The sequence below is a fragment of the Streptomyces sp. So13.3 genome (genome assembly GCF_005860785.2).
GTDB classification, from domain to species: domain Bacteria; phylum Actinomycetota; class Actinomycetes; order Streptomycetales; family Streptomycetaceae; genus Actinacidiphila; species Actinacidiphila fildesensis.
Genome location: NZ_CP048835.1, coordinates 2,199,433 through 2,215,181 on the forward strand (window position 1 = coordinate 2,199,433; position 15,749 = coordinate 2,215,181).

Below are 15,749 nucleotides of genomic sequence, written 5' to 3' on the forward strand. Positions count from 1 at the left end.
GGGTCAGCCGGTGGCCGCGGCCTTGAGGTCCTTGAGGTCCTTCACCAGCAGTTCGAACTCGAGGTCGTCACGCTGCGGCACCCCGAAGCGCTCGTCCCCGTAGGGGAAGGCGTGCGTCTCGCCGGTGCGGGTGTAGCCGCGGCGCTCGTACCAGGCGATGAGGTCGGCGCGCGCCGTGATCACCGTCATGTGCATCTGCGCCGCGTCCCACTCGGTCGCGGCGTAGCGCTCGGCCTCCGCGAGGACGGTCTTCCCGAGACCTCCGGCCTGGGCCGTGGGCCGGACCGCGAACATCCCGAAGTACGCGTTGTCCCCGCGGCGTTCGATGTGGCAGCACGCGATCAGCTCTCCCGCGCGCTCCACCAGGACGAGCCGGCTGCCCGCCTTCTCGATCACCTCGACGACACCCTCGGGGTCCGTCCGCTGTCCCTGCAGGATGTCCGCCTCGGTCGTCCACCCGACCCGGCTCGAGTCCCCCCGGTACGCCGACTCGACGAGAGTCACGACGGCGGGAACATCGGCCGGCGTGGCCGTGCGGAAGGTCGGCTGCGCGGTGCGCTCGCTGATGTCCATGGGGCCGAGGCTACCCGGGAGCACATCCGGGGCGCCGGGGCCGGGTAGCTTCACCGCATGGTGAATGTGGTGAGCAGCCGGATCCTGTTGCAGCCGACCGACCTGGAACGATCCCGGGCCTTCTACCGTGACGATCTCGGGCTGGCGATCTACCGGGAGTTCGGCAGCGGTCCTGAGCGCGGCACGGTGTTCTTTCTCGGCGGCGGCTATCTGGAGGTCTCCGGGCGCTCCGGGGCGCCGATGAGTGCGGCGCTGCGCATCTGGCTGCAGGTCCCGGACGTCACGGCGGCGCACGCCGAACTGGCCGGTCGCGGGGTGACCGTGCTGCGGCCGCCGGTGAAGGAGCCCTGGGGGCTGGTCGAGATGTGGATCGCGGATCCCGACGGGCTGGAGATCGTCGTGGTGGAGGTGCCGGCCGACCACCCGATCAGATACCGGCCCTGACCTCCGTGAAGGCGGCCGCGAGCCGCCGGATCCCCTCGTCGATCTCCTCCGTGCCGCTGGTGTCGGCGAAGCTGACGCGGATGTACGGCGCCGGGGCCTCGGCGGCGAAGTAGGCGCGCCCGGCCGCGACCGCGACCGAGGCGCGCAGGGCCGCAGTGCACAGCTCCGTCTCGTCGGTGCCGTCGGGCAGTCGCAGCCACAGCTGGTAGCCGCCGCTCGGGACCCGGTCGGGGACGAGGTCCGGCAGGTCGCGCCGCAGCGCCGCCAGCATCGCGTCGCGGCGCTCGCGCAGCCCCGTCGCGACGGCCCGCAGATGGCGCGGCCAGGCGGGTGCGCCGACCAGTTCCAGGGTCGCCTCCTGCAGGGGGCGGGGGACGAAGAAGCTGTCGACGACCTGGATGGCGCGCAGCCGTTCCACGACCGGGCCACGCGCGATGAGCGCGCCGACCCGCAGGCTGGGCGAGGTCGGCTTGGTCAGCGACGTGACATGGACGACGGTGCCGTGCGGGTCGTCGGCGACCAGCGGCGCGGGCAGCGGGCCGCCGTGGCCCAGCCGCCGGGCGAAGTCGTCCTCGATGACGAACGCCCCGGCCGCGCGGGCGATCCCGGTGATCTGCGCCCGCCGCGCCGGGGCGAGAACGGTGCCCGTCGGGTTCTGGAAGAGCGGCTGGCAGAAGAACACCCGTGCGCCCGTGGCGTCGAAGGCGTCGGCGAGCAGGTCCGGGCGTACGCCGTCGGCGTCGGTCGGCACCGGGACCGGCCGCAGTCCGGCCGCCCGGGCCACCGCGAGCACTCCGGGGTACGTCGGGGACTCGACGAGCAGCGCGGAGCCGGGCGGGGCGAGCGCGCGCAGCGCGGTGGTGAGCGCGGCCTGGCCGCCCGCCGTGATCAGCACCTGGGCGGGTCCGACGCCGGCCTCGCGCGCGAACCAGGTGCGCAGCGCCGTCAGCCCCTCCACCGGCGGCCGGTCCCACGCCCCGGGCCGGCGGGCCGCGCGGGCGAGCGCGGCGCCGAGGGCCTGCTGCGGCTGGAGATCCGGGTGCAGATAGCCGCCGTTGAGCGGGATCACACCGGGCGGCGGGGCGGCGAGCGTGGCGAGCACCCCGGAGGCGTCGACGACGCGGGGGGCGGGCTCGCCGTGCTGGTCCCCGGCGGTCAGGGCGACCTGCTGCCAGGAGGTGTCGACGGGGCCGGCGGGGTGCGCCGCCGGCTGCGACCGGTAGGTGCCCGAGCCGGGCCGGGTCTCCACCAGCCCCTCAGCGGCGAGCGCGGCCAGCGCCCGGGACACCGTCACGGGGCTGACGCCGAACCGGTCGACGAGGGAGCGGCTCGACGGCAGTTTCGCTCCGGGAGAGAAGCGCTTCAGCTCTCCTCGCAGCGAATCCGCCAGGGAATGCGAACTGCTACCGTCGTTCATGACAGCACATAATAGCGCTACCGCACTGCGGCCGATAGCGGTGAACGGCACCGCCCTCGCCGGGCTCGGCGTCGCGGTCTTCTCCTTCACCTTCCCCGCGACCCACTGGGCGCTCGGCGGCTTCGGGCCGTGGACCACCGTCGCCGTGCGCGGTGTGCTCGCCGCCGTCATCGCGGGTGTCTGCCTGGTCGCCGGGCGGGCGCCCCTTCCCGCCCGGGAGCACTGGCCGGGACTGCTGGTCGTCGGCCTCGGGGTGGTCGTGGGCTTCCCGCTGCTCACCACGCTGGCGCTGACGACCACCGACACGTCGCACGCCGCCGTCGTCATCGGCGCGCTGCCGCTGGCCACCGCCATCGTGGCCGCGGCCCGGGAGGGGAACCGTCCGTCGCGCACCTTCTGGGCCGCCGCGGTCGCGGGGGCCGGCGCCGTCACGGTGTTCACCCTCGCGCAGAGCGGCGGGGCGCCGACCACCGGCGACCTCTACCTCTTCGGCGCGCTCGCGGTGTGCGCGGCGGGCTACGCCGAGGGCGGCCGGCTGGCCAGGGTGATGCCGGGACTGCGGGTCATCTCGTGGGCGCTGATCGCGATGCTCCCGTTCACCCTGGCCGGCTCGCTCGTCGCGCTGGCCTTCGAGCCGGTGCACTTCGGCGGCCAGGCGCTGCTGGGGCTGGCGTATCTCGCGGCCGTCTCCCAGGTCCTCGGCCTCATGGTCTGGTACCGGGGCATGGCCGCCATCGGCGTCGCGCGCGCCAGCCAGCTCCAGCTCGCGCAGCCGCTGCTGACGCTGGTGTGGTCCGCGGCGCTGCTCGGCGAGCACCTTGACGCCGCCACCCCGCTCGCGGCGCTCGCCGTCCTGGTCTGCGTGGCGGTCACCCAGCGCGCCAGGGCCTGAGCTCCCGCTCCTCGAGTCCTTCATCGCGCCCCCCGAGTACGTCCGTGCGCGTGAGTGTGCGCCCTCGTGCCTGGGCAGCTCTCCAGCGGACCGCCGTCGCCCGGGGACGCGGGGCGGCCGGTGGGCGGGAACGCCGCGAACGGGAGGCCGGTCATGCACGGACCACCGCTGGTGGGGTGGCTGCTGGTCGTACTCAGCGCCGCGACGGGGCTCTCGTGCCTGCTGCGGCACGCCGCACGGCACGAGGCCCTGATGGGGGCCGGCATGGCGGTGATGGCCGTGCCCCTGTCCGTACTCGACCCCCGGCCCTGGGGGTCGCTGCTGCTCGCGCTGGTCTTCGCGGCGGCGGCGGTCCGGGCCCTGCTGCTCGCCCGGCGGCCTGGCCACCATCTGCACCACGCCCTGGGCGCCGCCGCGATGGTCTACATGGCGGCCGCCATGGGCACCGCCGCCCCGGCCGGCGGCCACGCCGGGCACGCCCCGGCGGGCGCTCCGCTGCTGACGGGGGCCCTGCTGGTGTACTTCGCCGGATACGTCCTGGCCGCCGGGGCCCGGCTGGTGACGGTGGCGGCCGTCGCCCCGGCCGGCGGTCCGCCGGCCGGGGTGGCGATCGCGCCGGAGCTGGCGGCCTGCCGGGTCTCCATGGCGCTGGGGATGTTCGCGATGCTGCTGACGCTGTGACCCGGGGTGCCGGCCGCCCCGGACGGCGTCAGCAGGCGAGGGCGAGCGGCGGCCGCCAGACCTGGCCGTCACCCGGGGTGCCGGAGGCCGGGCTGGAGTTGAGCGGCACGAACATCATCCGCGCGCCGGTCTGGTTCCGGTCGCCGGTCCACAGGTCGATGCCCTGCCAGGCCTGCCCGTCGACGACCGACACCGTGCGGGACTGTCCGCCACAGCTGTTGGCGGAGATGAGGCGGCGGCCGTTCGCGGGCTGGCCGAACCCGAGGTTGGGGGGCGCGACCCAGGTCCCGTACAGGTTCGTGGTGGTGGCGTAGCCGGTACCGGTGCCCGTGCAGTAACCGCAGCCCGGGTCCGAGTAGGTGAGGAAGTACTGCCCGCTGGCCCGGTCGTACCAGCCGCCCGGGCTCTCGATGTTCTTCAGTCCGGCGACGGTCACCCCGCCCGATCCGGAACCGCCGACGCCCGCGGCGTTGAGCTCCTCGATGGACAGGGACAGCGCACCGGGCATCGTGCACACCAGAGCGGGCGCGGCACCCGGCGTGACGGAGTCGATGAAGCCCATGTCCCCGTTACCGGTACAGAACTTCAGGCTGGGCTTGGTGTACGAGCCGTTCGGCGCACCGGCGGTGGGACCGCAGGGGCCGGCCGGGCCGTTGCAGCCCATCGCGTTGTAGGCGTTGGACCGGTCACGGTTGAAGTCCGCCGGGGAGTTGAACCACAGGATCCACGCCCCGTCGCCGGCGCCCCAGCCGCTGCGCTGGATCATCCGCGCGTTGAAACAGCCCGCGCCGGTGCCGCCGCACTCCACCTGCCAGGTCTGCCCGGTGTACGGATCGATGTCGTTCGGGCCGAACAGCAGCTGGGGAGTGGACCAGGGTCCCAGGAGCGACGGAGCGGTGGACACCTTGAAGCCGCACCAAGGGGTGTTGGCCACCTGCCAGTGGAACCCGCAGGCGTACGCGGTTCCGTACGCGTAGTAGGTGCCGTTGAACTTCTGGACGGTGCCGTCGTGCAGGTCGAGCGAGGCGGGCAGGCTGAACGCCACGGGCTGCCCCTCAGGAGCCGAATCGGCCTGAGCGGTGGACGCACCCCCGAGGAACGTGACGAAGGAAAGAGCGAGGACGGCGAGCAGGGCACCGATACGGCACACCACGCCTCCAGTTCGATGAGGTCGTCGCGGACAGGGTCGTGGGCAAATCGAGGGCGAGCCGTTCCGATGATCGGCCCGCATGACGCACCGTAGTCGTGCGTTTCCGGTGCGTCGGACGACGCGACCGGCTGCCGCCCCACGTCACCCATAGCGACGAAGGCTCGTACGCCCGGCCGAGTCCCGCGCCGGCCGGGCACCGGCCGGCGGGCGAGGGGGCGGGACGGGGTGAGGCGTGCATCACTTCGGACGGCGGACCGTACCCGGGGCTCCCGGGGCCTCCTAGGGTGAGCGGCATGACGGTCCCGTTCGTGCTGCTGGTGGTCGGCGCACTGGCGGCGGCGATGACGCCGCGCCTGCTGTCCCGTGCCGCCTGGCCGGAGCGCGAACCCGTGCTGGCCCTGTGGGTCTGGCAGTGCGTCGTCGCCGCCGTCCTGCTGTGCTGCGTCCTGGCGATGGCGCTCAGCGCCGCCGCCGCTTCGGCCGCGGTCCGCTGGCACCTGTTCGGTTTCGCCCCGCACGGTGTCGTGGACGCGTACGGTCTGCCCGGCTACGGGCGCTGGGCCGGATCGCTGGCGGTCCTGCTGGCCTGCGGTGGTGTGTGGACCGCCGCGATGCTCACCCGCGAGGTGCGCGGGGCGCGGGGCCGGCGCCGTCAGCGGCGTGCCGACCTGCTCGTCCGCTCCCCCCGGCTGCCCGGCGAGGAGCCGCCGGCCGGTGACCGGCTGGTGGTGCTGGAGGGTGACCGGCCCGACGCCTGGTGGCTGTCGGGCGCGCAGCCGCAGCTGGTCGTCACCACGGCCGCGCTGCGCCGGCTCAAGGGCCGCCAGCTCGACGCCGTGCTCGCCCATGAACAGGGCCACGTCCGTGCCCGGCACGATGTGCTGCTGCACTGCGCGGGCGCGCTGGCCTCCGGCTTCCCGCAGGTCCCGGTCTTCGCCGGGTTCCGCGACCAGGTGCACCGGCTGATCGAGCTGTCCGCCGACGACACCGCCTCCCGCCGCTTCGGCCGGCTCACCACGGCACTGGCCCTGGTCGAGCTCAACGAGGACCGCGGGGTGTTCGGCCCCTGCCCGACCCCGCTCGCCGAACTGCCGCGCCGGGTGCACCGGCTGCTGGACCCGGCGCCGCGGCTGGCTCCGGTACGCCGGGCCGGGCTGACCGCGACCGCGCTCCTCGTCCCGGCCGTTCCGCTCCTGATCGCGTTCGTTCCGGGGCTCAGCGCTCTCGCGTAGCCGACCGGAATCGCTCCTTCCGGGCCCCTGACGGCTCCTTCCCCGGCCCGTTCCGGAGAATGGCGCCATGGTGATCAAGGGATGCATGTTCGACTTCTCCGGGACCTTGATGAGAATCGAACCGGCCGGGCGCTGGCTGGACGCGGTCCTCACCGCGGCCGGGCACGACGTTCCCGCCGGACAGGCCGCGCGGTACGCGGAGCGGCTGGAGCGGGCCGGGGCGCTGCCCGGCGGCGCGCATCCGAGCGCGGTGCCCGAAGCGCTGCGGGAGGTCTGGCAGGAGCGGGACCGCAGCGCGGAACAGCACCGGGCCGCGTTCACCGGCATGGCCCGGCAGGCGGAGCTGCCGTGGGACGTCTACGACGCCCTGTACGACCGCCACATGACGCCGGCGGCCTGGACGCCCTACCCCGACGCCGCCGAGGTGCTGGGGGAACTGCGCGGGCGCGGGACCGCCGTGGCCGTGGTGAGCAACATCGGCTGGGACCTGCGGCCGGTCTTCCGCGCCCACGGACTCGACGCGTTCGTCGACGCGTATGTGCTGAGTTTCGAACACGGCATCCAGAAGCCGGACCCCCGGCTGTTCACGATCGCCTGTGAGGCGCTGGGACTGCCTCCCGCGCAGGTCGCGATGGTGGGCGACGACCGGCGGGCCGACACGGGCGCCGCCGCGCTGGGCTCCCCGGTGCACCTCGTCGACCATCTGCCGGCCGATGAGCGGCCGGACGGTCTGCGGAAGATTCTCGATCTGCTGTAGATCCACCAATCCGCACCGGCCGCCGCTCCGAATACCTCACAGGACATGCGGGCGTGAGGAGGGCGGACTGTGATGACGGAACGACGTCGGGTCGCGATCATCGGGAGCGGGATCGCAGGACTCACGGCCGCATACGTCCTGCGCGGGACGCACGATGTCCTGCTGTTCGAGGCGGACGCCCGGCTCGGCGGCCACGCCGACACCCACGACGTCGTGGCCGCTGACGGCGGCCGGGCGTTCGCCGTCGACACCGGTTTCATCGTGCACAACCGCCGTACGTACCCGCTGTTGACGCGGCTCTTCGCCGAACTCGGCGTGGCCACCCAGGAGACCGACATGAGCATGTCGGTGCGCTGCGACGGCTGCGGTCTGGAGTACGCCGGAGCCCGCGGCGCGGCGGGGCTGTTCGCGCGCCCCGGCAACGCGGCGAACGTCCGCTATCTGCGGCTGCTCGCACAGGTGCCGCGCTTCCACCGGGCGGCCCGCGAACTGCTGGCACGGCCTGCGGACGGACCGGAGCCGACCCTCGGCGAGTTCCTCGCCGAACGGCGCTTCCCGCCGTACTTCGTCTCGCACTTCATGACGCCGCTGGTCTCCGCGGTGTGGTCCTGCGGCGCGGAGCAGGCCGCCGGCTATCCCGCCCGCTATCTCTTCCGCTTCCTGGACAACCACGGGATGCTCTCGGTGACCGGGGCGCCGGCCTGGCGGACCGTCAGCGGCGGCTCGCACGAATACGTCCGGCGGATCGCCAAGCAGGTCACCACGGTGCACACGTCGGCCCCGGTGCACGCGCTCACCCGCCGTCCCGGCGGAGTGCGGCTGTGGACCGGCGACGGCGCCGAGCACACCGCGGACGCCGTGGTCGTCGCCGTCCACCCCGATCAGGCGCTGCGGCTGCTCGCCGACCCGACGCCCGCGGAGTCCGAGGTGCTGGGCGCGTTCTCCTACTCCCGCAATCCGGCGCTGCTGCACACCGACGCCTCCGTGCTGCCCCGGGCGAGCGGCGCCCGCGGCTGCTGGAACTATCTGCTGCCCTCGTGCGGCGCCACCCCCGACCGGGTCCTGGTGAGCTACGACATGACGCGGCTGCAGCGGCTCGACACCCCACAGGAGTACGTCGTGACCCTGGGGGGCGAGCGGCTCGTCGACCCGGCCCGGGTCCTGGACCGCATGGACTACGCGCACCCGGTCTTCACCACCCGCTCGGTCGCCGCCCAGCGGCGGCTTCCGGAGCTCAACGGCCCGGTCACCACCTTCGCCGGGGCCTACCACGGCTGGGGATTCCACGAGGACGGCTGCCGCTCGGGAGTCGCGGCGGCCGCGGCGCTGGGGGTCCGGTGGTGACCGCGGCGCTGTACGAGTGCGTGGTGTCGCACGTGCGCACCGCCCCGCTGCGGTACTCCTTCCGGCACCGTACGTATCTCTGGCTGGTGGACCTGAACGCGCTGCCCCGGCTGCCGCGCCCGCTGCGCCCGCTGGCCCGTTTCGAGGCCCGTGACCACTTCGGCGGCACGGCACCGGACATCCGCGCGGGACTCGACCGCTTCCTCGCGGCGGAAGGGGTGGAGCCGCCCGGCGGGCGGGTGCTGATGCTCACCGCGGCCCGGGTGTTCGGCCATGTCTTCAACCCGCTGACCGTCTACTGGTGCCACCGCTCCGACGGTTCGACGGCCTGTGTCGTCGCCGAGGTGCACAACACCTACGGCGAACGGCACTGCTACCTGCTGCGCCCGGACACCGCGGGCCGGGCCGGTACCGCGAAGGACTTCTACGTCTCGCCGTTCTTCCCGGTGGACGGCGAGTACCGCATGCAGCTGCCGGAACCCGGCGCGCGACTCGCTCTGACGGTCCATCTGGAGCGGGCCGGCACCCGGCCGTTCACCGCGACGCTGCGGGGCGAACGGCGCCCCGCGACCACCGCGGGCCTGCTGCGGACCACCGTGCGGCACCCGTGGTCGACGGCCACCGTGTCCGCGCTCATCCGGATGCACGGCGTCCTGTTGTACCTGCGCGGCCTGCCCGTGCGGCCCCGTCCCCCGCACCGACCCCAGGAGGGTGTGCAGTGACTGCCCCCGTTTCCCGTCCGATCCTCTCCCGTCCGGTCCTTTCCCGTCCGTCGGCGGCCGGTCCGCCGGAGTCCCGTCAGCCCCTGGCCCGCGGCCTGCCGGTGAACCCGGAACTCTGGCCGGACGTCGTCCGGGTACCCGGCGCTCCGGTCCGCGCGGCCGTCGCCGAGCACCTGGTGCGGCGGGCCGTGGCCCGTCTGCCGCTGCGTCTCGCTCTGCCGGGCCGCGCACCGGCCGGGTCGGCGGACCCGGACGCCCCGCTGCTGCGGGTGCACCGGCCCGACGCCTTCTTCGCCCGGATCGCCACGTCGGGACTCGTCGGCTTCGGCGAGTCGTACATGGCGGGCGAATGGGACTCCGACGACCTGGTGGGGGTGCTGACCGTGCTCGCCTCGCAGGTCGGGTCGCTCGTCCCGGCTCCGCTGCAGCGGCTGCGCGGCGCGTGGGCACTGCGGCAGCCGTCGGCCCAGCGCAACACGGTCGTGGGGGCGCGTGGCAACATCAGCCGCCACTACGACCTGTCGAACGACCTGTTCTCGCTCTTCCTGGACGAGTCGATGACGTATTCGGCGGCTCTGTTCCCGCCGGACGGCGAGCCCGCCGACGTCCGCTCCCCCACCGGGGCCGAGCCGCTGACCGTCGCCCAGCACCGCAAGATCGACCGGCTGCTGGACCTCGCCGCCGTGCGGCCCGGCACCCGGCTGCTGGAGATCGGCACCGGCTGGGGCGAGCTGGCGCTGCGGGCCGCGGAACGCGGCGCGGAGGTGGTGACGGTGACCCTGTCGCGGGAGCAGCGCGAGCTGGCCCGGCTGCGGATCCGCGAGGCTGGGTATGAGGACCGGGTGACGGTGCTGCTGCGGGACTACCGGCAGATCCGCGGTGCGTACGACGCCGTGGTCAGTGTGGAGATGGTCGAGGCGGTCGGCGAGGAGTTCTGGCCGGTGTACTTCCGTGCGCTGGAGCGGTTCCTGGCGCCCGGCGGACGGATCGCCCTGCAGGCCATCACCATGCCGCACGACCGGCTGCTGGCCTCCAGGCGCACCTTCACCTGGATCCAGAAGTACATCTTCCCCGGCGGCCTGCTGCCGTCGGTGACCGCCGTCGAGCAGGTCCTGGCCCGCCACACGGGGTTGCGGATCGCGGAGGACACCGGGTTCGGGCCGCACTACGCCCGGACGCTGGAGCTGTGGCGCGAGCGCTTCACCGAGCGGGCCGCGGAGGTGGCGGAGCTGGGGTTCGACGAGACCTTCCGCCGGATGTGGACCTTCTACCTGGCCTACTCCGAGGCCGGATTCCGATCCGGTTACCTGGATGTGCGCCAGCTGCTGCTGGTGCGCGGCGCGGCGGGCACCCTGTGAACGATTTTCCGTGGGGCGACTTCGCCACCTGTCTCGCGGCCTCGGCCGGCGCGGCCCTGGCGGTGCTCCTCGCAGCCTTCGCCGCCGGCGCGGCGAAGGGCCTGCACCGGGTCGTGGACGTGGCCTGGGGAACGGCCTTCGCCGGGGTGGCGGCGGTGTCGTACGCACTGTCCGCGGGCCACGGCGACGAGGGCCGGCGGCTGTTGGTCCTGATCGCGACGGCGGCATGGGGACTGCGGCTGTCCGTGCACATCGGCCTGCGCGGCTGGGGCCACGGCGAGGATCCGCGCTACGACCGGCTGCTGTCGCGCGCGCCCGGCAGCCGGAACCTCTACGCGCTGCGCATGGTCTACCTGCTGCAGGCGGTCCTGGTGTGGGTGGTGTCGCTTCCCGTCCAGTTCGCCATGTACGTGCCCGGCGCGCTCAACGGGTTCGCGTCGGCCGGGGTGGCGCTGTGGCTGGTGGGGTTCTTCTTCGAGTCCGTCGGCGACTTCCAGCTCGCCCGCTTCAAGCGGGATCCGGCGCACCGCGGCGCGATCATGGACCGGGGGCTGTGGAGCTGGACCCGGCACCCCAACTACTTCGGTGACTTCTGCGTCTGGTGGGGGCTGTTCCTGCTCGCCTGCTCGACCCCGCTGGTGGTCGTCACTCTGGTGTCGCCGCTGGTCATGAGCTTTCTGCTGCTTCGCGGGAGCGGTAAGCCGATGCTGGAACGGCATATGGAGCGCCGCCCGGGATTCGCCGAGTACACCGCTCGTACCAGCGGTTTCTTCCCCAGGCCGCCACGGCACCGGTCCTGACCGGCGACCGGTTCTCCGGCGCCGACACGCTGTGACCGGGTCGACGCCCGGCGGTCCCCCGCGCCGCCGGGCGCCGATCCAGGCCCCCGTTCCCCGCATGGCCGTGTAGGCCCGGCGGGGGTGCGTTGAGTATATTGGCTGAGAGCCAGTCAACGCAGGAGTAAAGCATGTCTCCCCGAAGCGCATCGGTCAATGAAGAGATGCGGCGGCGTTCCCGGGAACGGCTCCTCCAGGCGACGGTGGAACTGATCGAGGAACGCGGCTACGAGGCCACCACCCTCGCCGACATCGCCGACCGGGCGGGCACCGCGCGTGGCCTGGTGTCGTACTACTTTCCGGGAAAACGCCAGCTCGTGCAGTCCGCGGTGCACCGCCTGATGCATCTGGAGCTGGCGGCGGCACTGGAACGGGAGCCGCAGACCGAGGACGGCCAGGAGCGGATGGCGCGGGCCATCGACGCGATTCTGGGCCTGACCCAGACGCACACGAAATTGATGCGCACGCATATGGCGTCGATCTTGCAGGCCGAGGGTTTCATCCAGTGTTCCGAGCAGCAGCGGCTCGCCGCACTGCTGCAGGACACGGTCGTGCGGTGGGGCGCGGAGGATCCCGGGACGGAGTACCCGATGATGCGCGCGCTCCTGATGGGCGCGGTGGTCGCGCTCCTGGTGCCCGGCGTCCCGATGCCGCTGCCGCGGCTGCGGGCCGAGCTGTTCACCAGGTACGGCCTGGACTGGGAACTGGGCGTTCCGCCGCCCGCCGACGCCGGACCCTTGGCCGCGGCGGACACCCGCCGCCCGGCGCGCTCGCCACTGCCCTGAGGGTCCGCCCCTGAGCGGCGAGCTGCGCGCGCCACTCCCGCAACGCACGGGGATGGCGCATGCTGGGCTTACGACCTGGCGCGCGATGGAGGGCGGATCAGCGAGCGGCGTCATGCGGCTCCGGATCCAAGGCGGAGGAGGGAGGCGACGCGGAGCGTCGTCGACCGACGACAACGCCTGGGGGCCCCTCCCAGCGCTGCTGGGGGAGGGGCCGCAGGGCGTCGGGAGCCCGCTCTCCATCGCGCGCCAGGTCGTCCACGGCGGAAGGAGCCAGCTCGTGCTTCGTGTCGCAGTAGTCGGTTCAGGTCCCAGCGGCGTGTATGTGGCCGAGGCGCTGACCCGTCAGACCACCGTGCCGGACGTGGCGGTGGATGTCCTCGACCGGCTGCCGTGCCCGTACGGCCTGGTGCGCTACGGAGTGGCGCCGGACCACGAGAAGATCAAGTCCCTGCAGGGCAATCTGCGGCAGGTGCTGGAGGACCCGCGGGTGCGTTTCCTCGGCAATGTCGAGGTGGGGCCGGCGCTCGGCCCCGAGCAGCTCGGCGAGCTCTACCACGCGGTGGTCTACTGCTTCGGCGCCGCCGCCGACCGGCGGCTGGGCGTACCGGGCGAGGATCTGCCCGGCAGTTACTCCGCCACCCGGTTCGTCTCCTGGTACAGCGCCCACCCGGACGAACCGCCGGAGGAGTTCGCGCTGCTGGCCCGGTCGGCGGTGGTGATCGGGGTCGGCAATGTCGCGGTCGACGTGGCCCGGGTACTGGCGCGCGGTGCGGACGAGTTGCGGCACACCGACATCCCGCAGTCGGCGCTCACCGCGCTGGACGCCAGCCAGGTCACCGATGTGCACATGGTGGGGCGGCGTGGTCCTTCACAGGCGAAGTTCACCACCAAGGAGCTGCGCGAGCTGGGCGGGCTGTCCGGCGCCGATGTCATCGTGCACGCCGACGAGTTGGCGCTCGATCCCGGGTACGCCGACCCTTCCGCGCTGCCCGCCGTGGCCCGTCGCAATGTCGAGGTGCTGCGCGAATGGACCACGCGGGTCCCGGAGGGCCGGCCGCGCCGGATCCATCTGCGGTTCTTCCTGCGTCCGGCCGGACTCCTCGGTGACGGGCGGGTGTCGGGCGTCCGTTTCGAGCGGACGCTGCCCGACGGGCTGGGCGGAGTGCGCGGGACGGGGCAGTCGGAGGAGATCGAAGCGCAGCTCGTGCTGCGCTCGGTGGGATATCAGGGCGTGCCGCTGCCCGGTCTGCCGTTCGACGAACGGCACGCGGTGGTGCCGAACGACGGCGGCCGCGTGCTGCGGGACGGTGTGCCCTCGCCCGGGGAGTACGTCGCCGGCTGGATCAAGCGCGGGCCGACCGGGGTGATAGGCACCAACCGGCCCTGTGCCAAGCAGACGGTGGCGGCGCTGCTCGAGGACGTACCGCGGTTGCTGGCCAGGTCGCTCCCCCGCGATCCGCTGGAGGCGCTGCGGTCGGGCGGCGGCGATCCGGTGGCGTGGCCGGGCTGGCTGTCGATCGAGGCCGCGGAGATGGCGCTGGGCCGGTCGCTCGACCGGGGCACCGTCAAGATCCAGGACTGGGCGGGGCTGCTGGCCGCCGCGCGACTGGCCGCCTGACCCGAACCGGGAGGCGGCCTCAACGGGCGGCGGTCGCTCCTGGGTGGATCCGTTCGCACTGCCCCTCGGCCGCCGCCAGCACCGAGTCCAGGAGGTTGGGGAACAGCGCGTCCAGATCCTCGCGGCGCAGGCCGCTCATCTTGGACGTGCCCCGGTAGTTCTGCTCGATGACCCCGGCCTCGCGCAGCACCCGGAAGTGGTGCGTGGTGGTGGACTTGCTGACCGGCAGTTCGACATCGGAGCAGGCCAGCTCGGTCTCGGCGGCGGCCAGGGTGCGCACCACATGCAGCCGCATGGGGTCGGACAGCGCATGGAGCACGCCTTCGAGGCGGATGGCCGTGCGCTCCGGGTGCTCCAGCGCACGGGCGGCGGGGGCGGTCTGCGGTGTCATGCGTCCATAGTACGAGTTCTCTCGTAGTTTGACATCCGCCGTATTACGATGGCTATCGTAGAAGGCGTCCGGTGAGTCGATCCGGTGAGCCCTATGACGAGGAGAGCGCCATGAGCGCACTGTTCGAGCCCTACACCTTGCGGTCCCTGACGATCCCCAACCGCGTCTGGATGGCACCGATGTGCCAGTACAGCGCGGCGGTCGACGGTCCGGAGCAGGGCGTACCGCAGGACTGGCACTTCGCGCACCTCGCCGCCCGGGCGACCGGTGGCACGGGCCTGATCCTCACCGAGGCGACGGCGGTGAGCCCGGAGGGCCGCATCAGCCCGGCCGACCTCGGGCTGTGGAACGACCGGCAGCAGGCGGCGTTCGGCCGGATCACCAGCTTCCTCAAGGAGCGGGGCACCGTTCCGGGCATCCAGCTCGCCCACGCCGGACGCAAGGCGTCGACGGACCGGCCCTGGCGCGGCGGCGGCCCGGTGGGCGCGGAGAACCACGGCTGGCAGCCCGCGGGCCCGAGCCCGGCGCCGTTCGCCGACGGCCACCCCGTACCGCGGGAGCTGACCGTCGAACAGATCCGGGAGATCACCGAGCGGTTCGCGGACTCGGCCCGGCGGGCGCTCGCGGCCGGCTTCCAGGTCGTCGAGGTGCACGGCGCGCACGGCTACCTGATCCACGAGTTCCTCTCCCCGCACAGCAACCACCGCACCGACGAGTACGGCGGCAGCTTCGAGAACCGGATCCGCCTCGCGCTGGAGGTCGTCGACGCGGTGCGCGCGGTGTGGCCCGCGGAGCTGCCGGTGTTCTTCCGGGTGTCCGCGACCGACTGGCTGACGGAGAACGGCACCGGCGAGGGCTGGACCGCGGACGAGACCGTCCGGCTGGCGAAGGAACTGCGCGCCCACGGCGTCGACCTGCTCGACGTCTCGACCGGCGGCAACGTCCCCAAGGTCCGGATCCCGACCGGCCCCGGCTACCAGGTGTCCTTCGCCGAGCGGGTCAGGACGGAGACCGATCTGCCGGTGGCGGCGGTCGGCATGATCACCGATGTCCGGCAGGCCGAGGAGATCATCGCCTCCGGCCGCGCCGACGCCGTCCTGCTCGGCCGCGAACTGCTGCGCGACCCCCACTGGGCGCTGCGCGCGGCGCGCGAACTGGGCGCGGAATCCCGCGTTCCCGACCAGTACGGATGGGCCATCTGAGACCCGCCCTCCGTCCCCGGTCCGGCCGGTCCGGGGGCGGAGGACGGCGCTACGGGACGATCGAGTCCACGTATCCACCGTCGACCCGGACCGCGCCGCCGGCGCTGCTCGCGGTCTCCCGGGGCTTCGCGAAGGAGGCGGCCGGCACCGGTGTCACCGTCAACTCCGTGATCGCCGGCCCCACCCACACCAGGGCCCCCAGGAACGTTCCACCATGCCGGGCAGACAGCCGCGGGTCATCCGGACCGCGGTCAGCACGTTGACCTCGAAGTAGCGCCGCCACTCGGCGGCGGTCGAACGGGGCGGAGGACGCGGCACCGACCTGCGGGAACTCCGTGCGGCGAGCC

At 73.4% G+C, this 15,749-nt stretch carries 16 protein-coding genes and 2 pseudogenes; 13 read left to right on the top strand and 5 right to left on the bottom strand.

The genetic code is table 11. The features are described from left to right. Positions 1-3 precede the first annotated feature (3 nt). Positions 4-573 carry a GNAT family N-acetyltransferase gene (locus C8250_RS10025; RefSeq protein WP_138353882.1) on the bottom strand — a complete coding sequence of 190 codons (570 nt, stop codon included), beginning with the start codon at positions 571-573 and terminating at the stop codon, positions 4-6. 57 nt (positions 574-630) lie between these two features. Here C8250_RS10025 and C8250_RS10030 point away from each other — a divergent pair, with 57 nt between their 5' ends. Beyond that, positions 631-1,017: a VOC family protein gene (locus C8250_RS10030; protein ID WP_138353883.1), complete on the top strand. Its 387-nt coding sequence runs from the start codon at positions 631-633 to the stop codon at positions 1,015-1,017. On the opposite strand, the gene C8250_RS10035 is transcribed toward C8250_RS10030, so the two are convergent. Continuing rightward, a complete protein-coding gene (locus C8250_RS10035; RefSeq protein ID WP_138353884.1) occupies positions 1,001-2,434 on the bottom strand; it encodes a PLP-dependent aminotransferase family protein in 1,434 nt (477 codons plus the stop codon). The genes C8250_RS10030 and C8250_RS10035 overlap by 17 nt on opposite strands. Here C8250_RS10035 and C8250_RS10040 point away from each other — a divergent pair. Both C8250_RS10040 and C8250_RS10045 read left to right on the top strand, forming a co-directional pair. Continuing rightward, a complete protein-coding gene (locus tag C8250_RS10040; RefSeq protein WP_138353885.1) occupies positions 2,433-3,326 on the top strand; it encodes a DMT family transporter in 894 nt (297 codons plus the stop codon). The genes C8250_RS10035 and C8250_RS10040 overlap by 2 nt on opposite strands. A gap of 153 nt (positions 3,327-3,479) precedes the next feature. Further along, on the top strand, positions 3,480-4,007 hold the full coding sequence (locus C8250_RS10045) for a DUF5134 domain-containing protein (RefSeq protein ID WP_138353886.1): 528 nt from the start codon (positions 3,480-3,482) through the stop codon (positions 4,005-4,007). Positions 4,008-4,035: 28 nt separating this feature from the next. On the opposite strand, the gene C8250_RS10050 is transcribed toward C8250_RS10045, so the two are convergent. Further along, positions 4,036-5,157 carry a hypothetical protein gene (locus tag C8250_RS10050; protein WP_138353887.1) on the bottom strand — a complete coding sequence of 374 codons (1,122 nt, stop codon included), beginning with the start codon at positions 5,155-5,157 and terminating at the stop codon, positions 4,036-4,038. A gap of 293 nt (positions 5,158-5,450) precedes the next feature. Here C8250_RS10050 and C8250_RS10055 point away from each other — a divergent pair, with 293 nt between their 5' ends. The 8 genes from C8250_RS10055 to C8250_RS10090 all read left to right on the top strand — a co-directional run bounded on the left by C8250_RS10055 (position 5,451) and on the right by C8250_RS10090 (position 13,809). Next, positions 5,451-6,389 carry a M56 family metallopeptidase gene (locus tag C8250_RS10055; protein ID WP_138353888.1) on the top strand — a complete coding sequence of 313 codons (939 nt, stop codon included), beginning with the start codon at positions 5,451-5,453 and terminating at the stop codon, positions 6,387-6,389. Positions 6,390-6,456: 67 nt separating this feature from the next. Next, the gene (locus tag C8250_RS10060; RefSeq protein ID WP_138353889.1) at positions 6,457-7,146 is read left to right on the top strand and encodes an HAD-IA family hydrolase; all 690 of its coding nucleotides are present in this window, start codon (positions 6,457-6,459) and stop codon (positions 7,144-7,146) included. A gap of 69 nt (positions 7,147-7,215) precedes the next feature. After that, on the top strand, positions 7,216-8,490 hold the full coding sequence (locus tag C8250_RS10065; protein WP_138353890.1) for an FAD-dependent oxidoreductase: 1,275 nt from the start codon (positions 7,216-7,218) through the stop codon (positions 8,488-8,490). Continuing rightward, positions 8,487-9,212: a DUF1365 domain-containing protein gene (locus tag C8250_RS10070; RefSeq protein ID WP_138353891.1), complete on the top strand. Its 726-nt coding sequence runs from the start codon at positions 8,487-8,489 to the stop codon at positions 9,210-9,212. Before C8250_RS10065 ends, C8250_RS10070 begins: the two co-directional genes overlap by 4 nt. Positions 9,213-9,295: 83 nt before the next feature. Next, on the top strand, positions 9,296-10,570 hold the full coding sequence (locus tag C8250_RS10075; RefSeq protein ID WP_232485061.1) for a cyclopropane-fatty-acyl-phospholipid synthase family protein: 1,275 nt from the start codon (positions 9,296-9,298) through the stop codon (positions 10,568-10,570). Beyond that, on the top strand, positions 10,567-11,370 hold the full coding sequence (locus C8250_RS10080; RefSeq protein WP_138353892.1) for a DUF1295 domain-containing protein: 804 nt from the start codon (positions 10,567-10,569) through the stop codon (positions 11,368-11,370). Before C8250_RS10075 ends, C8250_RS10080 begins: the two co-directional genes overlap by 4 nt. Before the next feature lie 167 nt (positions 11,371-11,537). Beyond that, positions 11,538-12,191: a TetR/AcrR family transcriptional regulator gene (locus C8250_RS10085; protein WP_138353893.1), complete on the top strand. Its 654-nt coding sequence runs from the start codon at positions 11,538-11,540 to the stop codon at positions 12,189-12,191. A gap of 277 nt (positions 12,192-12,468) precedes the next feature. Then, on the top strand, positions 12,469-13,809 hold the full coding sequence (locus tag C8250_RS10090; RefSeq protein WP_138353894.1) for an FAD-dependent oxidoreductase: 1,341 nt from the start codon (positions 12,469-12,471) through the stop codon (positions 13,807-13,809). A 19-nt stretch (positions 13,810-13,828) separates the two neighbouring features. Here C8250_RS10090 and C8250_RS10095 read toward each other — a convergent pair whose 3' ends face one another. Then, the gene (locus C8250_RS10095; RefSeq protein WP_138353895.1) at positions 13,829-14,200 is read right to left on the bottom strand and encodes a helix-turn-helix domain-containing protein; all 372 of its coding nucleotides are present in this window, start codon (positions 14,198-14,200) and stop codon (positions 13,829-13,831) included. 110 nt (positions 14,201-14,310) lie between these two features. Here C8250_RS10095 and C8250_RS10100 point away from each other — a divergent pair, with 110 nt between their 5' ends. Both C8250_RS10100 and C8250_RS44815 read left to right on the top strand, forming a co-directional pair. Continuing rightward, on the top strand, positions 14,311-15,402 hold the full coding sequence (locus tag C8250_RS10100) for an NADH:flavin oxidoreductase/NADH oxidase (protein ID WP_138353896.1): 1,092 nt from the start codon (positions 14,311-14,313) through the stop codon (positions 15,400-15,402). 101 nt (positions 15,403-15,503) lie between these two features. After that, positions 15,504-15,593: pseudogene (locus tag C8250_RS44815) on the top strand (oxidoreductase); the annotation flags it as partial. Between the two features lie 4 nt (positions 15,594-15,597). Here C8250_RS44815 and C8250_RS43475 read toward each other — a convergent pair. Continuing rightward, positions 15,598-15,690 (bottom strand): annotated as a pseudogene (locus C8250_RS43475) (oxidoreductase); the annotation flags it as partial. Positions 15,691-15,749: the final 59 nt, after the last annotated feature.

Excerpts from the sequence above, each read along its gene's own strand:
- C8250_RS10025 (WP_138353882.1), bottom strand. The coding sequence starts at position 573 with ATGGACATCAGCGAGCGCACCGCGCAGCCGACCTTCCGCACGGCCACG.
- C8250_RS10030 (WP_138353883.1), top strand. The coding sequence starts at position 631 with ATGGTGAATGTGGTGAGCAGCCGGATCCTGTTGCAGCCGACCGACCTG.
- C8250_RS10040 (WP_138353885.1), top strand. The coding sequence starts at position 2,433 with ATGACAGCACATAATAGCGCTACCGCACTGCGGCCGATAGCGGTGAAC.
- C8250_RS10035 (WP_138353884.1), bottom strand. The coding sequence starts at position 2,434 with ATGAACGACGGTAGCAGTTCGCATTCCCTGGCGGATTCGCTGCGAGGA.
- C8250_RS10045 (WP_138353886.1), top strand. The coding sequence starts at position 3,480 with ATGCACGGACCACCGCTGGTGGGGTGGCTGCTGGTCGTACTCAGCGCC.
- C8250_RS10055 (WP_138353888.1), top strand. The coding sequence starts at position 5,451 with ATGACGGTCCCGTTCGTGCTGCTGGTGGTCGGCGCACTGGCGGCGGCG.
- C8250_RS10060 (WP_138353889.1), top strand. The coding sequence starts at position 6,457 with ATGGTGATCAAGGGATGCATGTTCGACTTCTCCGGGACCTTGATGAGA.
- C8250_RS10085 (WP_138353893.1), top strand. The coding sequence starts at position 11,538 with ATGTCTCCCCGAAGCGCATCGGTCAATGAAGAGATGCGGCGGCGTTCC.
- C8250_RS10095 (WP_138353895.1), bottom strand. The coding sequence starts at position 14,200 with ATGACACCGCAGACCGCCCCCGCCGCCCGTGCGCTGGAGCACCCGGAG.
- C8250_RS10100 (WP_138353896.1), top strand. The coding sequence starts at position 14,311 with ATGAGCGCACTGTTCGAGCCCTACACCTTGCGGTCCCTGACGATCCCC.